23 protein-coding genes are annotated in these 20,035 nt (G+C 69.2%); 18 read left to right on the top strand and 5 right to left on the bottom strand.

Annotated features, from left to right (window positions below):
* Positions 1-4 precede the first annotated feature (4 nt).
* The 9 genes from FDP22_RS03650 to FDP22_RS03690 all read left to right on the top strand — a co-directional run bounded on the left by FDP22_RS03650 (position 5) and on the right by FDP22_RS03690 (position 7,425).
* Complete coding sequence (locus FDP22_RS03650; RefSeq protein WP_138577414.1) at positions 5-208, top strand: DUF1737 domain-containing protein; 204 nt, start codon at positions 5-7, stop codon at positions 206-208.
* 25 nt (positions 209-233) lie between these two features.
* Positions 234-1,283, top strand: coding sequence for a MaoC family dehydratase (locus tag FDP22_RS03655; protein ID WP_346728830.1), 1,050 nt, complete (start codon positions 234-236; stop codon positions 1,281-1,283).
* A 330-nt stretch (positions 1,284-1,613) separates the two neighbouring features.
* Complete coding sequence (gene sdhC / locus FDP22_RS03660) at positions 1,614-2,006, top strand: succinate dehydrogenase, cytochrome b556 subunit (protein WP_138577412.1); 393 nt, start codon at positions 1,614-1,616, stop codon at positions 2,004-2,006.
* 13 nt (positions 2,007-2,019) lie between these two features.
* Positions 2,020-2,400, top strand: a complete 381-nt coding sequence (gene sdhD, locus FDP22_RS03665) for a succinate dehydrogenase, hydrophobic membrane anchor protein (RefSeq protein WP_138577410.1) — start codon at positions 2,020-2,022, stop codon at positions 2,398-2,400.
* Between the two features lie 12 nt (positions 2,401-2,412).
* Positions 2,413-4,221 (top strand): succinate dehydrogenase flavoprotein subunit, encoded by a 1,809-nt coding sequence (gene sdhA / locus FDP22_RS03670; RefSeq protein ID WP_138577408.1) that lies wholly within the window; start codon positions 2,413-2,415, stop codon positions 4,219-4,221.
* Complete coding sequence (locus FDP22_RS03675) at positions 4,221-4,907, top strand: suppressor of fused domain protein (protein WP_138577406.1); 687 nt, start codon at positions 4,221-4,223, stop codon at positions 4,905-4,907. Before sdhA ends, FDP22_RS03675 begins: the two co-directional genes overlap by 1 nt.
* Positions 4,904-5,659, top strand: a complete 756-nt coding sequence (locus tag FDP22_RS03680; RefSeq protein WP_138577404.1) for a class I SAM-dependent methyltransferase — start codon at positions 4,904-4,906, stop codon at positions 5,657-5,659. The genes FDP22_RS03675 and FDP22_RS03680 overlap by 4 nt, the downstream gene beginning before the upstream one ends.
* A gap of 12 nt (positions 5,660-5,671) precedes the next feature.
* Positions 5,672-6,451: a succinate dehydrogenase iron-sulfur subunit gene (locus FDP22_RS03685; RefSeq protein WP_138577402.1), complete on the top strand. Its 780-nt coding sequence runs from the start codon at positions 5,672-5,674 to the stop codon at positions 6,449-6,451.
* Positions 6,452-6,459: 8 nt separating this feature from the next.
* Entirely contained in the window at positions 6,460-7,425 is a 966-nt protein-coding gene (locus tag FDP22_RS03690; protein ID WP_138577400.1) for a hypothetical protein, read from the top strand.
* Between the two features lie 57 nt (positions 7,426-7,482).
* Here the strand turns inward: FDP22_RS03690 and zapE are convergent, their stop codons facing one another.
* Positions 7,483-8,589, bottom strand: a complete 1,107-nt coding sequence (gene zapE / locus FDP22_RS03695; protein ID WP_138577398.1) for a cell division protein ZapE — start codon at positions 8,587-8,589, stop codon at positions 7,483-7,485.
* Between the two features lie 158 nt (positions 8,590-8,747).
* Between zapE and FDP22_RS03700 the strand changes: the two genes are divergently transcribed.
* Positions 8,748-9,992 carry an MFS transporter gene (locus tag FDP22_RS03700; protein ID WP_138577396.1) on the top strand — a complete coding sequence of 415 codons (1,245 nt, stop codon included), beginning with the start codon at positions 8,748-8,750 and terminating at the stop codon, positions 9,990-9,992.
* 31 nt (positions 9,993-10,023) lie between these two features.
* Here the strand turns inward: FDP22_RS03700 and trhO are convergent, their stop codons facing one another.
* Positions 10,024-10,968 carry an oxygen-dependent tRNA uridine(34) hydroxylase TrhO gene (gene trhO / locus FDP22_RS03705; RefSeq protein ID WP_138577394.1) on the bottom strand — a complete coding sequence of 315 codons (945 nt, stop codon included), beginning with the start codon at positions 10,966-10,968 and terminating at the stop codon, positions 10,024-10,026.
* Positions 10,969-11,420: 452 nt separating this feature from the next.
* Between trhO and ffh the strand changes: the two genes are divergently transcribed.
* The 8 genes from ffh (at position 11,421) to FDP22_RS03745 (ending at position 17,728) form a co-directional block, all read left to right on the top strand.
* A complete protein-coding gene (gene ffh / locus FDP22_RS03710) occupies positions 11,421-12,926 on the top strand; it encodes a signal recognition particle protein (protein WP_138577392.1) in 1,506 nt (501 codons plus the stop codon).
* A gap of 5 nt (positions 12,927-12,931) precedes the next feature.
* The gene (locus FDP22_RS03715; protein ID WP_239031856.1) at positions 12,932-13,462 is read left to right on the top strand and encodes a GNAT family N-acetyltransferase; all 531 of its coding nucleotides are present in this window, start codon (positions 12,932-12,934) and stop codon (positions 13,460-13,462) included.
* Positions 13,459-13,773: a chorismate mutase gene (locus FDP22_RS03720; RefSeq protein ID WP_138577388.1), complete on the top strand. Its 315-nt coding sequence runs from the start codon at positions 13,459-13,461 to the stop codon at positions 13,771-13,773. The genes FDP22_RS03715 and FDP22_RS03720 overlap by 4 nt, the downstream gene beginning before the upstream one ends.
* A gap of 39 nt (positions 13,774-13,812) precedes the next feature.
* Positions 13,813-14,187: a 30S ribosomal protein S16 gene (gene rpsP / locus FDP22_RS03725; RefSeq protein ID WP_138577386.1), complete on the top strand. Its 375-nt coding sequence runs from the start codon at positions 13,813-13,815 to the stop codon at positions 14,185-14,187.
* Positions 14,188-14,335: 148 nt separating this feature from the next.
* Entirely contained in the window at positions 14,336-14,890 is a 555-nt protein-coding gene (gene rimM, locus FDP22_RS03730) for a ribosome maturation factor RimM (protein ID WP_138577384.1), read from the top strand.
* Positions 14,887-15,801 (top strand): tRNA (guanosine(37)-N1)-methyltransferase TrmD, encoded by a 915-nt coding sequence (gene trmD / locus FDP22_RS03735; RefSeq protein WP_138577382.1) that lies wholly within the window; start codon positions 14,887-14,889, stop codon positions 15,799-15,801. The genes rimM and trmD overlap by 4 nt, the downstream gene beginning before the upstream one ends.
* A 5-nt stretch (positions 15,802-15,806) precedes the next feature.
* Positions 15,807-16,193 carry a 50S ribosomal protein L19 gene (rplS, locus tag FDP22_RS03740; protein WP_138577380.1) on the top strand — a complete coding sequence of 129 codons (387 nt, stop codon included), beginning with the start codon at positions 15,807-15,809 and terminating at the stop codon, positions 16,191-16,193.
* A gap of 518 nt (positions 16,194-16,711) precedes the next feature.
* Positions 16,712-17,728 carry a hypothetical protein gene (locus FDP22_RS03745; protein ID WP_138577378.1) on the top strand — a complete coding sequence of 339 codons (1,017 nt, stop codon included), beginning with the start codon at positions 16,712-16,714 and terminating at the stop codon, positions 17,726-17,728.
* Positions 17,729-18,055: 327 nt separating this feature from the next.
* Here FDP22_RS03745 and FDP22_RS03750 read toward each other — a convergent pair whose 3' ends face one another.
* From FDP22_RS03750 to FDP22_RS03760, 3 genes are all read right to left on the bottom strand, one after another.
* Positions 18,056-18,883, bottom strand: coding sequence for an SDR family NAD(P)-dependent oxidoreductase (locus FDP22_RS03750; RefSeq protein WP_138577376.1), 828 nt, complete (start codon positions 18,881-18,883; stop codon positions 18,056-18,058).
* Positions 18,884-18,916: 33 nt separating this feature from the next.
* Positions 18,917-19,546, bottom strand: a complete 630-nt coding sequence (locus FDP22_RS03755) for an SDR family oxidoreductase (RefSeq protein ID WP_138577374.1) — start codon at positions 19,544-19,546, stop codon at positions 18,917-18,919.
* A 74-nt stretch (positions 19,547-19,620) separates the two neighbouring features.
* The gene (locus FDP22_RS03760; RefSeq protein ID WP_138577658.1) at positions 19,621-20,031 is read right to left on the bottom strand and encodes a VOC family protein; all 411 of its coding nucleotides are present in this window, start codon (positions 20,029-20,031) and stop codon (positions 19,621-19,623) included.
* Between the last annotated feature and the right edge of the window lie 4 nt (positions 20,032-20,035).

The following is a 20,035-nucleotide window of genomic DNA, read 5'->3' on the forward strand; positions in this document are numbered from 1 at the left end:
CACCATGATCGCGTACCGCTTTCTCACCGAGGACGACACCTCCGCTTTCTGCCACAAGGTCACGGAGGCGCTCTCGAAGGGCTGGGTGCTCTACGGCGCGCCCAGCTACGCCTATGACGCGGGTCGCGGCGTAATGCGCTGCGGGCAGGCGGTCACCAAGGAAGTCGAGGGACCCTATTCCCCGGACGTGAAACTCGGCCAGCTCTGAGCGCGGCCCGCAGGGAGACGAGGCTTTGGCGACAGAGACGAAAACCAGCGCCGGGCATTTCTTCGAGGATTACCGACTGGGCCAGAAGATGGTCCACGCCGTGCCGCGCACCGTGGGGCCCGGCGAACGCGCGCTCTACACCGCGCTCTACCCCAGCCGCTTCGCGCTCTACTCCTCCGACGTCTTCGCCCGCGCCTGCGGCCTGCCCGCCAGCCCGCTGGAAGATCTCGCCGCCTTCCACGTGGTGTTCGGCAAGTCGGTGCCGGACGTGTCGCTGAACGCGGTGGCGAACCTCGGCTACGCGGAGGGCCGCTTCCTCGCCCCGGTCTGGCCGGGGGATACGCTGGCCACCTCCTCCGAGGTGATCGGCCTGAAGCAGAATTCCAACGGAAAGTCCGGCGTGGTCTGGGTGCGCTCGACCGGCGTGAACCAGCACGGTGCCGCGGTGATGAGCTACGTGCGCTGGGTGATGGTGCGCAAGCGCGCGCCCGACGCCCCCGCCCCGGAGACCGTGGTGCCGGAGCTCGCCGGCGCCGTGGCGGCGGAGGATCTCGTGCTGCCGCCGGGCCTGGATTTCACCGGCTACGATTTCGCCGCTGCCGGCTCCCCCCATGCCTGGGAGGATTACGCGATCGGCGAGCGCATCGACCATGTCGACGGCGTGACCGTCGAGGAAGCCGAGCACATGATGGCCACGCGCCTGTGGCAGAACACCGCCAAGGTGCATTTCAACGCCACCTTCCGGGAGGACGGCCGCCGGCTGATCTATGGCGGACACGTGATATCCCTCGCCCGCGCGCTCAGCTACAACGGGCTCGGCAACGCCCAGATCATCGCCGCCATCAACGCCGGCAGCCATGCGAACCCGTGCTTCGCCGGCACCACCGTCCGGGCCTGGTCGGAGGTGCTGGACAAGGCGGAGACCGCGGCGCCCGGGGTCGGCGCCCTTCGGCTGCGGCTGGTGGCCACCCGCGCGCAGAGCGCCGGTTTCGCCCTGCGCGACACCGACGGGCGCTATCTGCCGGAGGTGCTGCTCGACCTCGATATCTGGGCGCTGATGCCGCGGCGCGGTTGAGTCGGGGTAATTGTGATCACAATCCCGGGAGTGACGCACATCCCGTGATCACACTCGCGAATTGCGTGATCACAAAAGCCGCGCAAAATCGGAAAATCCCCCGGATCGGCGATTTTCCCTTTGTAAGCGACGCCCCGTTTGGCCTAGCTTGCGGCGCATCATCCGGGCTTCGGGTCGTTCCGGCCTGTGGCCCTGCCGTTGTCCTTTCGCTGCTCCGGCCCGCCGCATCGCGGTTGTCCTGCACACAGCGTTAAGGTTTCGGTGCAAGGAACAGGAACAAGACCCGCGCGCGGATACAGCGTGCCCAAGCGGACAAGCCAGGGGAAGCACATGGCCGATGTCAACCGGGGGAACCGACCCCTCTCGCCCTTCATGATCGGGCAGGTCTATCGCCCGCAGATCACGTCCGTCCTCTCGATCATCCACCGCGCCACCGGCGTTGCCATGGCAGTGTCCGGCGCGCTGATCGTCTGGTGGTTCATCGCCGCCGCGACGGGCGAAGACTATTTCGAGTTCGCCGACGGCATTCTCACCTCCTGGATCGGAACGCTGGTCATGCTCGGCTCGCTCTGGGCCCTGTGGTACCACTTCTGCAACGGCCTGCGCCACCTTTGGTGGGACATGGGCCGGGGCTTCGAGCTCGACCAGGTGACCATGTCCGGCATCGTGACCGTGGTCGCCTCGCTGGTGCTCACCGTCTTCACCATCATCGTGGTCATGTAAGGGAGCCCGCGCCATGCAGTTTCGTACCGATCGGCAGCGTGCCACCGGCCTCGGCGCCGCCAAGGAAGGCGTGAGCCACTGGTGGAACCAGCGCGTGAGCGCCGTCGCCCTCGCAGTGCTCGTGCTCCTGTTCATCTGGCCGCTGGGCGCCGCGCTCGGCGAAAGCCACGAGGAGGTTCTGGAAACCTACCGGAACCCGTTCAACGCCATCGTCGCCATCCTGATGTTCGGCACCGCCTTCTTCCACCTCAAGCTGGGTCTTCAGGTCGTCATCGAGGATTACGTGCACGGCAAGGCCATGCGCACCGCCCTGCTGCTGGCCAACACCCTGCTCTGCGCCTTCTTCGGCATCGCCGGCATCTTTGCCGTCGTGAAGATCGCCCTCGGCGCCTGATCGGAGAATCTCATGTCATCCTACGAGTATATCGACCACACCTATGACGTCGTGGTCGTCGGCGCCGGCGGCGCCGGCCTGCGCGCGACCCTCGGCATGGCCGAACAGGGGCTGAAGACCGCCTGCATCACCAAGGTGTTCCCCACCCGCTCCCACACCGTGGCCGCCCAGGGCGGCATCGCCGCCTCGCTGGGCAACATGGGCCCGGACAGCTGGCAGTGGCACATGTACGACACCGTGAAGGGCTCGGACTGGCTGGGCGACACCGACGCGATGGAATACCTTGCACGCGAAGCCCCCGCCGCGGTCTACGAGCTGGAGCATTACGGCGTGCCCTTCTCGCGCCGCGAGGACGGCAAGATCTACCAGCGCCCCTTCGGCGGCCACACCACCGAATTCGGCGAAGGCCCCCCGGTGCAGCGCACCTGTGCCGCCGCGGACCGCACCGGCCACGCCATCCTGCACACGCTCTACGGCCAGTCGCTCAAGAACAACGCGATGTTCTACATCGAGTATTTCGCGATCGACCTGATCATGACCGAGGACGGCCGCTGCCAGGGCGTCGTGGCCTGGAAGCTCGATGACGGCACCATCCACCGGTTCAACGCCAAGACCGTGGTGCTCGCCACCGGCGGCTACGGCCGCGCCTTCTTCTCCGCCACCTCCGCGCACACCTGCACCGGCGACGGCGGCGGCATGGCGGCCCGCCAGGGCCTGCCGCTGCAGGACATGGAGTTCGTTCAGTTCCACCCCACCGGCATCTACGGCTCGGGCTGCCTGATCACCGAGGGCGCGCGCGGCGAGGGCGGCTACCTCACCAACTCCGAGGGCGAGCGCTTCATGGAGCGCTACGCGCCCACCTACAAGGACCTCGCCTCGCGCGACGTGGTCTCGCGCTGCATGACCATCGAGATCCGCGAAGGCCGCGGCGTGGGCCCGAACAAGGACCACATCTTCCTGCACCTCGACCACCTGCCCCCCGAGGCGCTGGCCGAGCGCCTGCCCGGCATCACCGAGAGCGCGCGCATCTTCGCCGGCGTGGACCTCACGAAGGAGCCGATCCCGGTTCTGCCGACGGTCCATTACAACATGGGCGGCATCCCCACGAACTACTGGGGCGAGGTGCTCGTGCCGACGGCCGAGAACCCGGACGCCATCATCCCCGGCCTGATGGCCGTGGGCGAGGCGGGCTGCGCCAGCGTGCACGGGGCGAACCGCCTCGGCTCCAACTCGCTGATCGACCTCGTGGTCTTCGGCCGCGCCGCCGCCATCAAGGCCGGCCAGGTCGTCGATCCCAAGACCCGCAACGAGCCGCTGAACATGGCCTCCGTGGACAAGGCGATGGCCCGGTTCGACGGCCTGCGCCACGCCGACGGCGCGCTCCCCACCGCGGACCTGCGCCTGAAGATGCAGAAGACCATGCAGGAAGACGCGGCGGTGTTCCGCTCGTCCGAGAGCCTGAAGTCCGGCTGCGTGCGCATGGGCGAGATCGCGAACGAGTTCGCCGACGTGAAGGTGACCGACCGGTCGCTGATCTGGAACTCGGACCTGATGGAAACCCTCGAGCTTGCCAACCTGCTGCCCAACGCGCTGGCCACCGTGGTCGGCGCCGAGGCCCGGCAGGAGAGCCGCGGCGCGCATGCGCACGAGGACTTCCCGAACCGTGACGACGAGACCTGGCGCAAGCACACGCTCGCGGTGATCGGCGATGACAATTCCGTCACGCTCACCTATCGCGGCGTGCATCTCGACCCGCTGACCACCGAGGGTGAAGGCGGCATCTCGCTGAAGAAGATCGCGCCGAAGGCCCGCGTCTACTGATGTCTGCCCTTCGGCCCAGCCTGACCGGATCTGCCGCCGCGCTTGGCGCGGCGGCCGTTCTCGCGTCCTGCTCCCTCGAGGCGCCGCCGGCGCGGGTCGATACGCGTGACATCGTGCTTTCCGCCGCGACGGCCCGCTTCGGGCCTGTCGCGGCACAGTTTGCCCAGCTCGTCCCCTCCGATCCGGCGATCGAAGTGCTGATCTTCGCGCCGGCCCCCGGCCGCCCGGACTGGACCTTCGTGACCGCCGGCATGAGCAGCCTGCCCATGGCGGACGGCGCGCGCGCCGAGCTGGTGATCTCCGTGCCCGAGGACCGCTACTCCGGCCCCGGCACCCGGGCCGGCAGCCCGGATGACCTGGACCCCCTGGCGCTGCTCCGGCGCCTCGCGCAGGCACCGCACCTGTCCGGTGCGCCGCTGGCCCCGCCGCAGACGGTGGATCTGGGCCGCGACATGCCCGGGATGAGCGCCCTTCCGATGTCCGCCGTGATCCTGCGCCCGCTCGAGGGCCCTGCCCTCGACGCCGAGGTCGGCGGCACGCCCCTTTCCTTCTACCGGGTGATCCCGATTCACGACAACGAGCTGGCCCTGGCCCGGCGTGCGGGAGGCTACACCCTGCTGCGCCGCCTGGATGACGCCGGCGTGCCGCGCGTCGTGAGCCCGGGCCGCCCCCCGGTGACGCCATGAATGCCCACGGAAAATACCCCGACCTCGCCCCGCAGCGCTCCGACTACGAGCGTGAACGGAAACTGAAACTGCGCGCCTTCCGCGGCCTGCGCGCCTTCATGGACATGATCGATGGAGGCCGCAGCTACGCTTGCCCGGTCTGCGGCTACGAGGGCCGCTTCTCCCCGGTGCGCCAGAAACCCGACCTCTGGTGCCCGGCCTGCGACAGCCGCCCCCGCCACCGGCTGATGAAGCTGTGGATGGACCGCGAGCTGAGCGTGCCGCCGAAGGCCCGGATGCTGCATTTCGCCGCCGAGCCCTGGATCGGCGCCTGGTTCGCGCCGCGCCTGGCCGAATACGTGACCGCCGACATCAACACCAAGTTCGACATCACGCTGGACATGACCGCGATCGACCTGCCGGACGCCCGCTTCGACATCATCATGGCCAACCACGTCCTGGAGCACCTGGATGACCGCAAGGCGCTGGCCGAGCTGTGGCGGGTGCTGGCGCCCGGCGGCATGGTGATCCTCTCCGTCCCGCTCGTCGAGGGCTGGGACGTGACCTACGAAGACCCCACGATCACCGATCCCGAGGACCGGCTGATCCACTTCACCGACCGCACTCACCTGCGTCTCTACGGGCGGGATTTCCCGGACCGGGTGGCCGCAGCGGGGTTCGAGGTGAGCGCCTACGCGGCGCTGGAACCGGATGTAAGCAGACACGCCCTGCAGAGGGGCGAGAAAATCTTTGTCGGGCGCAAGCCCGCGTGAAGGAGACGGACCATGGCTGAATTCTCGCTGCCGAAAAATTCGCGGGTGCTGGTGGGCAAGACCTGGCCGCGGCCGGCCGATGCCAAGAACGTGCGCGCGTTCAAGATCTACCGCTGGAACCCGGATACCGGCGAAAATCCGAGGATCGACACCTATTACCTCGACATGGACAGCTGCGGCCCGATGATCCTGGACGCGCTGATCAAGATCAAGAACGAGATCGACCCGACGCTGACCTTCCGCCGCTCCTGCCGTGAGGGCATCTGCGGCTCCTGCGCGATGAACATCGACGGGATCAACACCCTCGCCTGCATCTACGGCCTCGACGAGGTTCAGGGCGACGTGAAGATCTACCCGCTGCCGCACATGCCGGTGGTCAAGGACCTGATCCCCGACCTCACGCATTTCTATGCCCAGCACGCCTCGATCATGCCCTGGCTGGAAACCAAGACCAACAGCCCGGCGCAGGAATGGCGCCAGTCGATCGGCGACCGCAAGAAGCTCGACGGCCTCTATGAATGCGTGATGTGCGCCTGCTGCTCCACCTCCTGCCCGAGCTACTGGTGGAACGGCGACCGCTACCTCGGCCCCGCCGCGCTGCTGCACGCCTACCGCTGGATCATCGACAGCCGTGACGAGGCCACCGGCGAGCGTCTCGACGAGCTCGAGGATCCGTTCAAGCTCTACCGCTGCCACACCATCATGAACTGCGCGAAGACCTGCCCCAAGGGCCTGAACCCGGCGAAGGCGATCGCGGAGATCAAGATGCTCATGGTCGAACGGCGCGCCTGAGACCGGCCATGGCGGAGCAGCCCCTCGTCTTCGTCCACGTTCCGAAAACGGCCGGAACGAGCCTGCGTGACGGTCTGGCGGAAGTTCTTCCGCCGGACAGCGTCGTCTGCGATTACGGCAGCGACAGCGCGATCACCCATCCGGCCCTGCGCGACCAGCCCGGGCCGGATGAGCGCCGCGAGGTGATGGAGCGGCTTCGCCCCGCGGTGATTTCCGGCCATTTCACCCTGGTGCGCTATGCCTCCCTGGTGCCGCCCACCCGGATGTTCACCATGCTGCGCGCGCCGGAGGCCCATGCGGTTTCGCAGTTCCTGCACCGCAGCCGGATGGGCAGTTTCGACGGCAGTTTCGAGGAGTTCCTTGAGCTCGAGGACTATGCGAACACCCAGGCCCGGCTGTTCGGCGACTTTCCCGTCGAGTTGCTGGGCTTCATCGGCCTGGCCGAGCGCTTCGACGAATCCTGCGCCCTGTTCGAGCACCGCTACGGCATCTCGCCGCGCCGCCTGCGCCGCAACGAGGCGAAGCAGAAGCCCGGCGCCCGCCCGCAGATGAACGCCGGCCTGCGCGGGCTGATCGCACGCACGCGCAAGCAGGATACCCTGCTCTACAAGCGCGCGACCTGGCTGTTCGACGCCCGCCTGAAGGCACTGGCCAACGGCCAGCCGCATGTGGTGGGCCGGATGAAGGTGCATTCGGGCACGCAGGTCGAGGGGCTGGCGCTGAACCATGACAGCCCGGAACCGGCGCAGGTGAGGCTGGTGGTCGGCAAGCGCTTCCGCTCGCCGCTGTTCCCTGCGTCCGAGCCGGTCGAGCGCTGGAAGGCCTTCGCCCTTCCGCGTGACGGCAACATCGGCTTTTCCTACACGCTGCCCCTGATCCCGGAGCCGGGCGAGGTGGTGCGGCTGGAGTATTCCGACGGGCGCCACATCGGCCGCCACGTGAGTTCCGGCCCGGCGCCCGCGTCGGCTGCCTGACTGCGGAACGGCCGCCGGGCCTGGCGGCCGAGGCCGGCCCGGCCCCCCCCGGCCGGCTCAGTCCGCCGCCTCGATCCAGTCTGCGGACTGCATTTCCGCCAGCCGCGAGGCCGTGCGCTCGAATTCGAACGCGCCCTCGCCTTCGAGGTAGAGCGAGTCCGGCCCCGCGGCGGCCGAGCACACGATGCGCCGGCGCCCCTCGTAAAGCGCGTCGATCAGGGTGACGAAGCGTTTGGCCTCGTTGTTGTTGGCGCGCGAGAGGCGGGGGATGTCGTCGATCATCAGCGTGCGCACCTTCGCGGTGATGGCGAGGTAATCCGCCGGGCCCAGCGGCTTCGCGCAGAGGTCGGCGAAACCGGCCCGCGCCGTGCCGTTGCGGAAGCGCGGCAGCACCACGTCGCGGCCCGAGACCCCGATGTGCAGCGCCGTGCCCTCGCCGCCGGCCAGCATCTCCCACTGCGCGTCCATCGCGGCTGTCGCCTCCGGCCCCAGCGGCGCGTGCCACACGGTCATCCCCGCGAGGCGGGACTGGCGGTAGTCGTTCTCGCTCTCGAGGTGGTGGACCTCCAGCCTGTCCTTGATCAGCGCGATGAAGGGCACGAAGAGCTGGCGGTTCAGCCCGCTTTTGTAGAGGTCGTCCGGGTGGCGGTTCGAGGTGATCACGATCACCACGCCGCGCTCGAACAGCTTCTCGAACAGCCGCCCCACGATCATCGCGTCGGTGATGTCGGTGATCTGCAGCTCGTCGAAGCACAAGAGCGTGGCGCTGTCGGCCACCGTCTCGGCCACATGCCCCACGGGGTCGCGCTCGCCCCGGGCGCGCGAGGCGTTGATGCCGGCGTGGATCTCCTGCATGAAGGCGTGGAAATGCACCCGGCGCTTGCGCTCCACCGGCGCGCTGTCGAAGAACAGGTCCATCAGCATGGACTTGCCCCGCCCCACGCCGCCGTAGAGGTAGAGCCCCGGAATCGGGGTTTCCTTCAGCTTGTCCCGCCCCCAGCCGAACAGGCCGATGCCGACCTTCTTCGGCTTCACCGGGTCGTAGCCGGCCAGCCGGTCATGCAGGATCTGCAGCTTCTCGGCCGCGTGGCGCTGCGCGGCGTCACTGCGGATCTTTCCCTCCGCCACGAGGGCGCGATAGCGGGTCTGCGGGCCTTGGGTCATGCGAAACTCCGTGTGCGGGCACAGTCTCATACCAACCTTCCCCGGTGAGAGAAAGCGCAGCACCATCAGGGATGCTGATGCGCCCCGTCACGGGAACTGCGTTGACCGCAGGCGGCGGCGGCGTCACATTTCCCTGCCCCGTCCGCTGGAGACACACCATGACCGACCGCCGCGCCTCGCTCTTCACCCCGGTGCTTCTCGGCGGAACGCTGATCATCGTGGTGACCTTCGGCATCCGCGCCAGCTTCGGCGTGTTCCAGATTCCGATCGCCACCGAGTTCGGCTGGCCGCGGGCGGATTTCTCCCTCGCCATCGCCATCCAGAACCTCGCCTGGGGCATCGGCTCGCCGATCTTCGGCGCCATGGCCGAGCGGGTGGGGGACCGCAAGGCCATCCTGCTGGGCGCGCTGGTCTACATCCTGGGGCTGCTGTTCTCGACCATGGCCTCCAGCCCGCTGGCGCACCAGGGGCTGGAATTCCTGGTGGGCATGGGCATCGCCGGCACCGGGCTGGGGGTGATCCTGGCCGTGGTCGGCCGTGCCTCCTCCGACGAGCACCGCTCCATGTCGCTTGCCATCGTCACCGCGGCAGGCTCCGCGGGGCAGATGTTCGGTCCGCCCTCGGCGCAGCTGTTGCTCGGGCTGATGGACTGGCGCGGCGTCTTCCTCGTCTTCGCCCTCGCGGTGGCGGTGGTGATGCTGGCCCTGCCGCTGATGAAGGTGCCCGAGCGCCCTGGCAAGGCGGAGCTGGCCGAGAGCATGGGCACCATCCTCGCCCGCTCCTTCCGCGACCCGTCCTACACGCTGATCTTCCTCGGCTTCTTCTCCTGCGGGTTCCAGCTGGCCTTCATCACCGCGCATTTCCCCGCCTTCGTGACGGAGATGTGCGGCCCCATCGCCGCCGGCGGGCTGCTGGACGGGATCGGAATCTCCTCCACCTCCGCGCTCGGCGCCTTCTCCATCGCGGTCATCGGGGCATGCAACGTGGTGGGCACCCTGGTGGCGGGCTGGCTGGGGCGCTACTACCCCCGCAAGTACCTGCTGGCCATCATCTACGTGCTGCGCACCCTCATCGCCATCGCCTTCATCCTGCTGCCGATGACACCCTTCACCGTGCTCGCCTTCTCCGCCGGCATGGGGCTGCTGTGGCTGGCCACGGTGCCGCTCACCTCCGGGCTGGTCGCACATCTCTACGGGCTGCGCTACATGGCCACGCTCTACGGGGTGATCTTCCTGTCGCACCAGATCGGCGGGTTCCTCGGCGTCTGGCTGGGCGGCACGCTCTATGACCGGTACGGCAGCTACGACGTGGTCTGGTGGGTGGGCATCGGCGTGGGCGCCTTCTCGGCCATCGTGCACCTGCCGGTCCGCGAGCGGCCGCTGCTCGCGCCCGCCGCCGCCTGAGCCTCCCGGTGCCGGGAGGGCCGCGGGCAGCCTAGCCGTCGCCGTCCGTCTCTCCCGCGCCGGTCCCGTCTCCGCCGCCCAGGTGGCGGGCCCCCCGGCAGGCGGCGAGGCGCACCTGGCGCTGGCGCTCGGCGAAGCGGGCGCGGTCCGCGTCGGTGTACTCATCGATGCACTGCGGGCAGGAGATGCCTTCCGCATACTGCTCCGAGGCCCGGTCGGCGGCCGAGAGCGGGCGCCGGCAGGCGTGGCACAGGCTGTGGCTGCCCTCGGCCAGCCCATGGCCCACGGCCACGCGCCCGTCGAACACGAAGCACTCGCCCTGCCAGCGGCTCTCCGCCTCCGGCACGGTCTCAAGGTATTTCAGGATGCCGCCCTTGAGGTGGAACACGTCCCGGACCCCCTGCCCCAGCAGCCAGCTCGACGCCTTCTCGCAGCGGATGCCCCCGGTGCAGAACATCGCCACCCGGCGGTTGCCGATCCGTTCGCGGTTCGCATCCCACCAGGCGGGAAAGTCGCGAAAGCTCTTCGTGCCGGGGTCCAGCGCGCCTTCGAAGCTGCCGATGGCCACCTCGTAGCCGTTACGGGTGTCGATGGTCACCACGTCCTCGGCGGCGATGAGGGCGTTCCACTCCTCCGGCGCCACATAGGTGCCCACGCGCTGTGTCGGGTCCGCCTCGGCGCCGAGGGTGACGATCTCGCGCTTCAGCCGCACCTTCATGCGGCCGAAGGGACGCTCCGCGGCGTGGCTCTCCTTCACCTCGATCTGCGCGCAGCCCGGCAGGGCGCGGATATGAGCGAGCATCGTGTCGATGCCCCCGCGCGTGCCGGCGATGGTGCCGTTGATGCCCTCGCGTGCCAGCAGCAGCGTGCCGCGGGTGCCGGTGCGCGCCGCGCACTCCTCCAGCCCCGGGCGCAGGGCCTCGGGCCGCTCGAAGCGGGTGAACTGGTAGAGGGCGGCAACGACATATCCGGACATGGAGCATCGCCTACTGCGCGGCGGTGGAAAAATCCAGTCCCGGAGCCATGCCCGGCCCCGTCCGGCCCCGAACTTGACCCTTCGGGCCTTTTGGGCTAGATCCTGCCCAATTCCGGGAGTCGCCAGCACTTCCGGTCCCGGGCGCAGCCCGGGATCGCCGTCGGTCAGCGCGTTGCGCCCACCGGCGCACTACTGCTTTGTGCCGCAGGCGCAAAGCGGAAACACCAGCGCCCACCGGCGCACTACTGCTTTGTGCCGCAGGCGCAAAGCGGAAACACCAGCGCCCACCGGCGCACTACTGCTTTGTGCCGGAGGCGCAAAGCGGAAACACCGGCGCCCACCGGCGCGGCGAAAAGACCGCGCCCCGGCGCACCGAGACATCCGCGGCCCTGCCGCGCCCGAGACACCGCCCCGCGGGGGGCAGGACGAAACCCGACGGCAAGGAGCCGCCAATGTTCGAGAACCTGTCGAGCCGGTTGTCCGGCGTCCTCGACAAGCTCACCAAACAGGGTGCGCTGAGCGAGGCCGACGTCTCCACCGCCCTGCGCGAGGTTCGCGTGGCGCTGCTGGAGGCCGATGTTTCCCTGGCCGTCGCGCGCAACTTCGTGACCGCGGTGCAGCAGAAGGCCACCGGCCAGGCGGTGACGAAATCCGTCACCCCGGGCCAGCAGGTGGTCAAGATCGTCCATGACGAGCTGGTCGCCGTGCTGGCGGGCGACAACCCGGAGCCGGGCCGCCTGCGCATCGACAGCCCGCCCGCGCCGATCATGATGGTCGGCCTCCAGGGCTCGGGCAAGACCACCACCACCGCCAAGCTTGCCAAGCGCCTCAGCGAGCGCGAGGGCAAGAAGGTGCTGATGGCCTCGCTCGACACCTCGCGCCCGGCCGCCATGGAACAGCTCGCCGTGCTGGGCCGGCAGATCGGCGTGGACACGCTGCCCATCGTCGTGGGCCAGGACCCCGTCGCCATCGCGAAGCGCGCGAAGAGCCAGGCCGCCCTCGGCGGCTATGACGTCTACCTGCTCGACACCGCCGGCCGCCTGCACGTGAACGACGAGCTGATGGCCGAGGTCGAGGCGGTGCGCGACATCGCCAAGCCGCACGAGACCATCCTCGTGGTCGACGGCCTCACCGGCCAGGACGCGGTGAACGTGGCCGAGCAGTTCGACGGCCGCATCGGCATCTCCGGCGTGGTGCTCACCCGGATGGACGGCGACGGCCGCGGCGGCGCGGCGCTTTCCATGCGCGCGGTCACCGGCAAGCCGATCAAGTTCGTCGGGCTCGGCGAGAAGATGGACGCGCTGGAGGAATTCCACCCCGAGCGCGTGGCCGGCCGCATCCTCGGGATGGGCGACATCGTCTCCCTCGTGGAGAAGGCGCGCGAGACCATCGAGGCCGAAGAGGCCGAGCGCATGATGAAGCGGTTCCAGAAGGGCCGTTTCGACATGAACGACCTTGCGGGCCAGCTCAACCAGATGCTGAAGCTCGGCGGCATGCAGGGCATCATGGGCATGATGCCGGGCATGGGCAAGCTCTCCAAGCAGATGGAGGCCTCCGGCTTCGACGACCGGGTGATCAAGCGCCAGATCGCCATCATCAACTCGATGACCAAGAAGGAGCGCAAGCTGCCCGACCTGATGCAGGCCAGCCGCAAGAAGCGCGTGGCCGCCGGCGCGGGCGTCGAGGTCTCCGAGGTCAACAAGCTGCTGAAGATGCACCGCCAGATGGCGGACATGATGAAGAAGATGGGCAAGATGGGGAAGAAGGGCATGATGCGCGGCGCCCTCTCCCAGATGTTCGGCAAGGGCGGGCTCGACCCCGCGGCGCTGACCGGCCCGCAGGGCGGCCAGGCCCCCGGCGCCGGCGCGCCCGGCGGCCTGCCCCCGGGCTTCCCCGGCATGGGCGGCGGCGGGCTGCAGCTCCCCCCCGGCCTCTCGGGCTTCGGCAAGAAGAAATGAGCGGGATGACCGCCCTCCCCTCCATCCCGGTGCTGGAGACCGAGCACCTGCGCCTGCGCGCGCCGATGCTGTCGGATTTCGGCGCCTATGCGGCGTTCCGGGCCTCGGAGCGGTCGCGGATCGTGGGCGGGCCCTATTCGGAATGGTCCAGCTTCTCGGATTTCTCGGCGATGATCGGCCACTGGGCCCTGCGCGGCTTCGGCCGCTGGATGGTCGCCGACCGGACGAGCGACGCGCCGCTCGGCGTCGTCGGTCCGTTCATGCCCTACGGCTGGCCGGAGCCGGAGATCGCCTGGACGGTGTTCGACGGGGCCGAAGGGCGGGGCGTCGCCCATGAGGCGGCGCTGGCCGCACGCAGCTTTGCCTACCAGACCCTCGGCTGGAAAACCGCCATCAGCATGATCGTGGCGGAGAACACCCGCTCGCAGGCGCTGGCCCGCCGTCTCGGCGCCACGCCCGACGGCACGTTCCGCCACGCCGAGTTCGGCGATTTCACCATCTGGCGGCACCCCGGCCCGGAGGAGGCCCCCCGATGACCGAGACCATTACCGGACAGACCAACGCGGAGCGCGCGGCCGCCCTCCTGGCCCGCCACCGCGCCAGCATCGACAACCTCGATGCCATCCTGATCCACACCCTGGCCGAGCGTTTCAAGGAAACGCAGGCGGTGGGGCAGCTGAAGGCGGAATATGACCTGCCGCCCTCGGACAAGACCCGCGAGGAGGCGCAGATCGCGCGTCTGCGCGCCAAGGCCGTGGAGGCCGGGCTCGACCCGGTCTTCGCAGAGAAATTCCTGAACTTCGTGATCGCGGAAGTCATCCGCCACCACGAGCAATTCCAGAAATAGGGGCACAGCCCCTTCCCCCACCTGTCAAGGAGACTATACATGGCCATGAAAATCCGGCTCGCCCGCGGCGGTTCCAAGAAGCGCCCGCATTACTCCATCGTTGCCGCCGACAGCCGCATGCCGCGCGACGGCCGCTTCCTGGAGAAGCTGGGCACCTACAACCCGCTCCTCGCCAAGGACAGCAAAGACCGCGTGAAGCTCGACGTCGAGCGCGCGCAGTACTGGATCAGCAAGGGCGCGCAGCCGACCGACCGCGTGAGCCGCTTCCTGGAAGCCGCCGGTGCCGTCGAGAAGAAGGAGCGCGCCAACCTGAAGAAGGGCGCACCGCACAAGGCCGCCCAGGACCGTGCGAAGGAGCGCGCCGAGAAGGCCGCCGCCGCCGCGGCTCCCGCCGAGGACACCGCCGCCGAGTGATCGGCCCGGTCTCGGGGCGCGACCTCGGGTCGGGTGGAGCAAGCACGCCCCCGGCCGCGCCCCGCGCCATTCCGCCCCGGCCCGCGCGCCGGGGCCTCCCGGCCCGCCACGGGGCGGCCGGTTCAGGGCTTGAGGGGAGTGCGGTCTCATGTCGGGACCCGATCGTGACAGCATGATCTGCGTCGGCGCCATTGCCGGCGCCTTCGGCGTGCGCGGCGAGGTGCGGGTGAAGAGCTTCTGCTCCGAGCCCGAGGACATCGCCGGCTACGCCCCCCTCTCCACCGAGGACGGGGCCCACAGCTACACCCTGAAGATCACCCGCGCCGTGAAGGGCGGGCTCGCCTGCTGGCTGGGCGGTGTGAAGACCCGCGAGCAGGCGGAGGCCCTGCGCGGCGTCCGGCTCTTCGCGCCGCGGGACCGGCTTCCGGCCCTGCCGGACGACGAATTCTACCATGCCGACCTGATCGGCCTCGACGTGCTGGACACCGGCGGCGCCCGGCTCGGCCGGCTGCACGCCATCCATGACCACGGCGCCGGAGATTTCCTGGAGATCACCGGGCCCGGACTGAAGACCCCGCTGCTCATCCCCTTCACCCTCGAGGCCGTGCCCACCGTCGACCTCGCGGCCCGCCGCATCATCGTCGACCCGCCCGTCGAGGTGCTGGGCGAGGGGCGTGGCGGCGAGGAGGACGACACCGAATGACCGACACTCCCGGCAGCGACGATGACACCGGCGCGCCGGAGACCCCGGGCCGCAGCCACGGGCGCCTCGCGATCCGACCCTCCGCCGCCCCGCGCGAGCTGATGGGCCCGACGCCGGAGGTGAAGGGCGTGTGGCGTGCCAAGGTGCTCACGCTCTACCCCGGCATGTTCCCCGGCATCCTCGGCCAGTCGCTCACCGGCCGTGCGCTGGACCACGGGCTCTGGGCGCTGGAACCGATCGACATCCGCATGTTCGCCCGGGACCGGCACCGCACGGTGGACGACACGCCCGCCGGCGGCGGCCCCGGCATGGTGATGCGGCCCGACGTCGTCTCCCGCGCCATCGACTTCGCCCAGCCGGCGGTGGACCGGGCGCGCTGGCCGCTCATCTACCTCTCGCCACGCGGGAAGCCCTTCGACCAGGCGATGGCCCGGCGCCTGTCGCGGGCCGAGGGCGTCACCCTGCTGTGCGGCCGGTTCGAGGGCGTGGACGAGCGCCTGCTCGAGGCCCGGCAGGTGGAAGAGGTGTCGCTGGGCGATTTCGTGCTGACCGGCGGCGAACTGGCCGCTCAGGTCTTGATAGATGCCACGGTTCGGCTTATACCCCGCGTCCTTGGGAATGCCGAGTCGGTGGTGGAGGAATCCTTTTCCTCCGGGCTCTTGGAACACCCGCACTACACGAGGCCGCAGGACTGGGAAGGCCGCGCGATACCGGAGGTTCTCCTTTCCGGACATCACGCGAAGATCGCCGAATGGCGCAAAGCGCAGTCCGAACGCCTGACACAGGAACGACGTCCCGACCTCTGGCGGGCCCATCTGGCACAGTCCAGCTCTGGCAGCCCGGCAGGAGAAGCAGAGCTCTCGGACGCGGCAACCAACTCCGCTGCACACAGCGGGCACCAGAAAGGATGAGGGTCATGAACCTTCTTCAGACGATCGAGAAAGAACAGATCGCCGCGCTCGGGAAAGACATCCCGGACTTCTCCGCAGGCGATACCATCCGCGTCGGCTACAAGGTCGTCGAGGGCACCCGCTCCCGCGTGCAGAACTACGAAGGTGTCTGCATCGCGCGCAAGGGCGGCTCGGGCATCGGCGCGGCCTTCACCGTCCGCAAGATCTCCTTCGGCGAAGGTGTCGAGCGTGTTTTCCCGCTCCACTCGCCGAACATCGACTCCATCACCGTGGTGCGCCGCGGCCGCGTGCGTCGCGCGAAGCTCTACTACCTGCGCTCGCGTCGCGGCAAGTCGGCCCGCATCGTCGAGAAGACCAACTACAAGGCCCCTGCCGAGGCCGCAGCCGAGTAAGGACGCAGCCGCACAGGCAGATCATGCCGAGCCGGTCCGGAAGGGCGGTCCCCAGGGGCCGCCCTTTCTGCTGCGCGGCGGCCACCCGCAGCCGCTGACAGCCGCGCAGGGCCGGCCCCCGCCGGACAGCGCGCCTCACGGCCAGCCCATCGGGCAAGAGCCCCGACGCCCGGCACCAGCCGCCGGCGCCGCTCACGCAAGCCGAACACGCCCCGGGGCGCCGCTTGCAGGCTTCCCGCCGATCCCCCTTCCCCCGTCACCGCCGCTCCGGCCGGAACCTGACTGCGAGAGCGCTTTCGGGCGACGGGGCCCCGGCTCCGCCCCCTGAAGGCAGCAGGGTCAACAGGACAACACCGCACAGCACTCCCCTGCCCGATATCACTCCTGCCGATGAAGCCCTGCCCCACCGCCGTGCGCGGAAGGCCCTCTCCCCCTCGGCACATTCAGGGCATTTTCCTGTTGGAGACCTGAGCGCCCCTGCTCTAGCCTTTCCGAATATCCTTCATCGGGCGCACCTCATGAAACTCATCCTGCACATCGGGCCACACAAGACCGGGAGCTCATCGATACAGGCGTGCCTTACTGCGGCGCGGGAGACCCTTCTGGACCAGGGCGCGCTCTATTTCGCGGCACCGCCGTTGCCGGCACTTTCCCTGTCGACCTACTATGCCGACGCTCAGTTGCGCGACATGCCCGGCGATCGCAGGCACTTCCGGACCCATGCAGAGGTGATGAAGTGGACCACGGATGCCTGGGCCGACCTGGAGACCAGCGTCGCATCCAGCCCCGCCCGCGTGTGCATCCTTTCCAGCGAGCAGTTCGCCTCGCTTCCCGGCGAACGGGTGGCGGAGATGATCGGGCGCCTCCGCGGCATGTTCTCCGACATCAAGGTCGTCGCCTATGCGCGGGATCCGGTCTCGCTCTACCTCTCGGGGCTGCAGCAGAACATCCAGGGAGGGTGGCGCCTGAAGGCCATCAGAACCCCCCGTACCTTCACCTATCTTCTTCCGCGACAGGTCATGAAATACGGCGCCTGTGTCGGGACGGAAGCTCTCGTCGTGCGCAACTTCACGAGGTCGCACCTGGTCGGCGGCGACGTGGTCACCGATTTTCTCAACGTGGTCTCCGGGTTCGGCCATGATCTCACCGTCCCGCTGAGGTCGGCCAACGAGGCAATCTGCGGCGCGGCGGTCGCCTGGCTGCTCACGGTGAACGAGACATGGGATCGCGGGCCGCTTGGCGCCGAACGCCTGAGGGTGCTGAACCGCCTGCGCCGGTCCGAAGCGCTTGCCGACCTGCCGCGGCTGAAGCTGGAGGACCCCCTGCTGGTCGGCGCGCTCTGTCGCGGCGTCCGGCGGGACGTGGACTGGATCAACGACACCTTCCTGAAGGATGCCCCGCTGGCCCTAAGCGAGACGCCCCCCGCCCGGCTGCCCGAAGACCGCCACCTGCGGGAGCGGATCCGAGACTGGATCATGAGCTACCTCACGACGGATGCCATGGAGAAAATCGCCCGCGCTTCGCTGCAGGTCTGACGCCTGCGGACCGGGCGCGCGAAGCCGCCCCGACGGGTTTCCGCATCGGAGCCGTAGCCACCTTCGGCCGCCTTGCGTGCAAGCCCGATCCCCGATGAATACCGGCCTTGCCGGCGCGCACTGCGGCGACCGCGCGTGTCCGAGGGCCTGCACGGCTCGCCTTCCGGGACCTGCCGATCAGATCAACGGCATGTTCGGGGAGTGGCGGGCCCGGGTGATCCTGCGAAGGGGCGGACGCGAGACACCCCGCGCCGGGTCTCCGGCGGGGTCTCTCCAGTGTGCATTTGCCTGCCCGATCACGTGTTCAGGCGATCAGGGGCAACGGGATCAGCCGAAATCGGTCGAGACCGACACCTCGTGCCAGTCGGCGAGAATCGCTGCGTCCGAAGCATGCTTCGCGGCGATCGCGGCGACAGTGTCGCTGCCGAGCGGCAGCCGTACCGGCGGGTTGGGGGCGTCGGCGAGATCGACCAGCACCTTCGCCAGCTTCGCGGGGTCGCCCGGCTGGTTGTGGTTGAGGCCGGTCGCCACGTTCCGGACATGACCGGCCGTCGCCGCATAATCCTCGATGATCACCGGGCTCACGCTCAGCGAGGTCGCGTCGAGGAAATCGGTGCGGAAGTAGCCGGGCTCGACCACCGTCACCTGGATGCCGAGCGGTGCGAGTTCGCCATGCAACGCCTCGGAGAGCCCCTCGACCGCGAATTTGGCCGAGCAGTAGACGCCGAAGCCTGCCGCGCCCCGGGACCCGCCGATGGAGGAGATGTTCAGGATGCGGCCGGAGCGGCGCTTGCGCATATGCGGCAGCACCGCGCGGGTGACGTTGAGCAGCCCGACCACGTTGGTGCGGAAGATCGCCTCGACCTCGGTCGGGGTTGCCCCCTCGACCGCGCCCATCAGCCCGAAGCCGGCGTTGTTGAGCAGAACGTCGATGCTGCCGAAACGGGCGACGGCGGCGTCGATGGCGGCACGGGCCTGGGCCTCGCTGGTCACATCGAGGGCGAGGGCGAGCAGGTTCGGGTGGTGTCCGAGGCGCGCGATGATCGCCTCGGGATTGCGGGCGGTGGCAACGACCGCGTCGCCTCGCGCCAGGGCCCGGTCGGCGACCAGCGCGCCAAAGCCGCGCGAGGCGCCGGTGATGAACCAGGTTTTCATGGGATCTCTCCTTGTTGGATTGAGGATGGCGGGTCAGGCGGCCCGAAAGACCGTCTCCCAGGGGGCGTGAGGATCGGCGGCCAGCATCCAGAAGACGTCCGCAGCGCCACTGGCTTCGGCGGAGTTCGGCGCAACCGGCGTCGCGATCCGGATGCGGATGTCCTGTGCGGCGAGCGGCCCGGCGAGGCCCTGCACCAGGTTGCGCAGCGCGGCCTTGCCCGCCCCGAGAACGGCCCAGTCGGTGCTGGGATGCCTGCCGAGGCCGCCGCCGGTGACGAGGATGGTGCCGCCGCGGGACCCGAACAGCCCGGTCACCGCCCGGATGGTGTTGAACCCGGCGGCCACGTCGATCGCAAGGTCGCCGACGATCTCGTCATCGGTCATCGAGAACAGATCCTGGTTGCGCACCACGCCCGCATTGAAATGGATCGCGGTGAGCCCGCCGGTCAGCGCCTCGGCCCGGGCGACGGCGGCGCGCAGGGCGGCGGGGTCGGTGGCATCGGCGGGAACGACATGCGCGGTGATGCCGCCCGCTTCGAGGTCAGCGGCCAGGGCGGCGGTGCGGCCGGTCAGCACGACGCTCCAGCCTTCGCGGCCGAAGCGGCGGGCGACCGCCTGCCCGATGCCGGGGCCGGCGCCGATGATCATGATGGATTTCGACATGGAACGGTCCTTCCGGGAAGGGCGCCATCGGCCGCCCCTTTCGCGAGGGACGGCCGGGGAACCTGGTGGAGGGGTCAGTCGAGCACCTCCGCCAGCTCGATCAGGTTGCCGAACGGGTCGCAGAAGAAGGCGAGCCTGCGGCTGATCACTTCGAGCACGAACGGCTCGGTCACAATGGACACGCCGCGCGCCCGCAGCTTCCCGACGGTCGCGTCGACACTGTCCACGGTCAGGCAGAAGTGGTGGTAGCCGGCATATTTCAGGCTGGCGCCGAGGTCCGTATAGGGCCGGACATCGGCCGGGGCCGGCGCGCCGCCGCCGAGAATCTCGATGAAGAAATGATCGTCGGTCGCGGGCGCCACGTAGGCGAGCTGCTCGTCGGCATAGTCCCACGTGGCGACGACGCGGAAATCGAGCGTGCCGACATAGAAATCCAGCGCGGTCTGCAGGTCCGGCGTGCGCACCGCGACATGGTGGCCGCGCATGTCG

This window comes from Paroceanicella profunda (assembly GCF_005887635.2).
Lineage (GTDB): Bacteria > Pseudomonadota > Alphaproteobacteria > Rhodobacterales > Rhodobacteraceae > Paroceanicella > Paroceanicella profunda.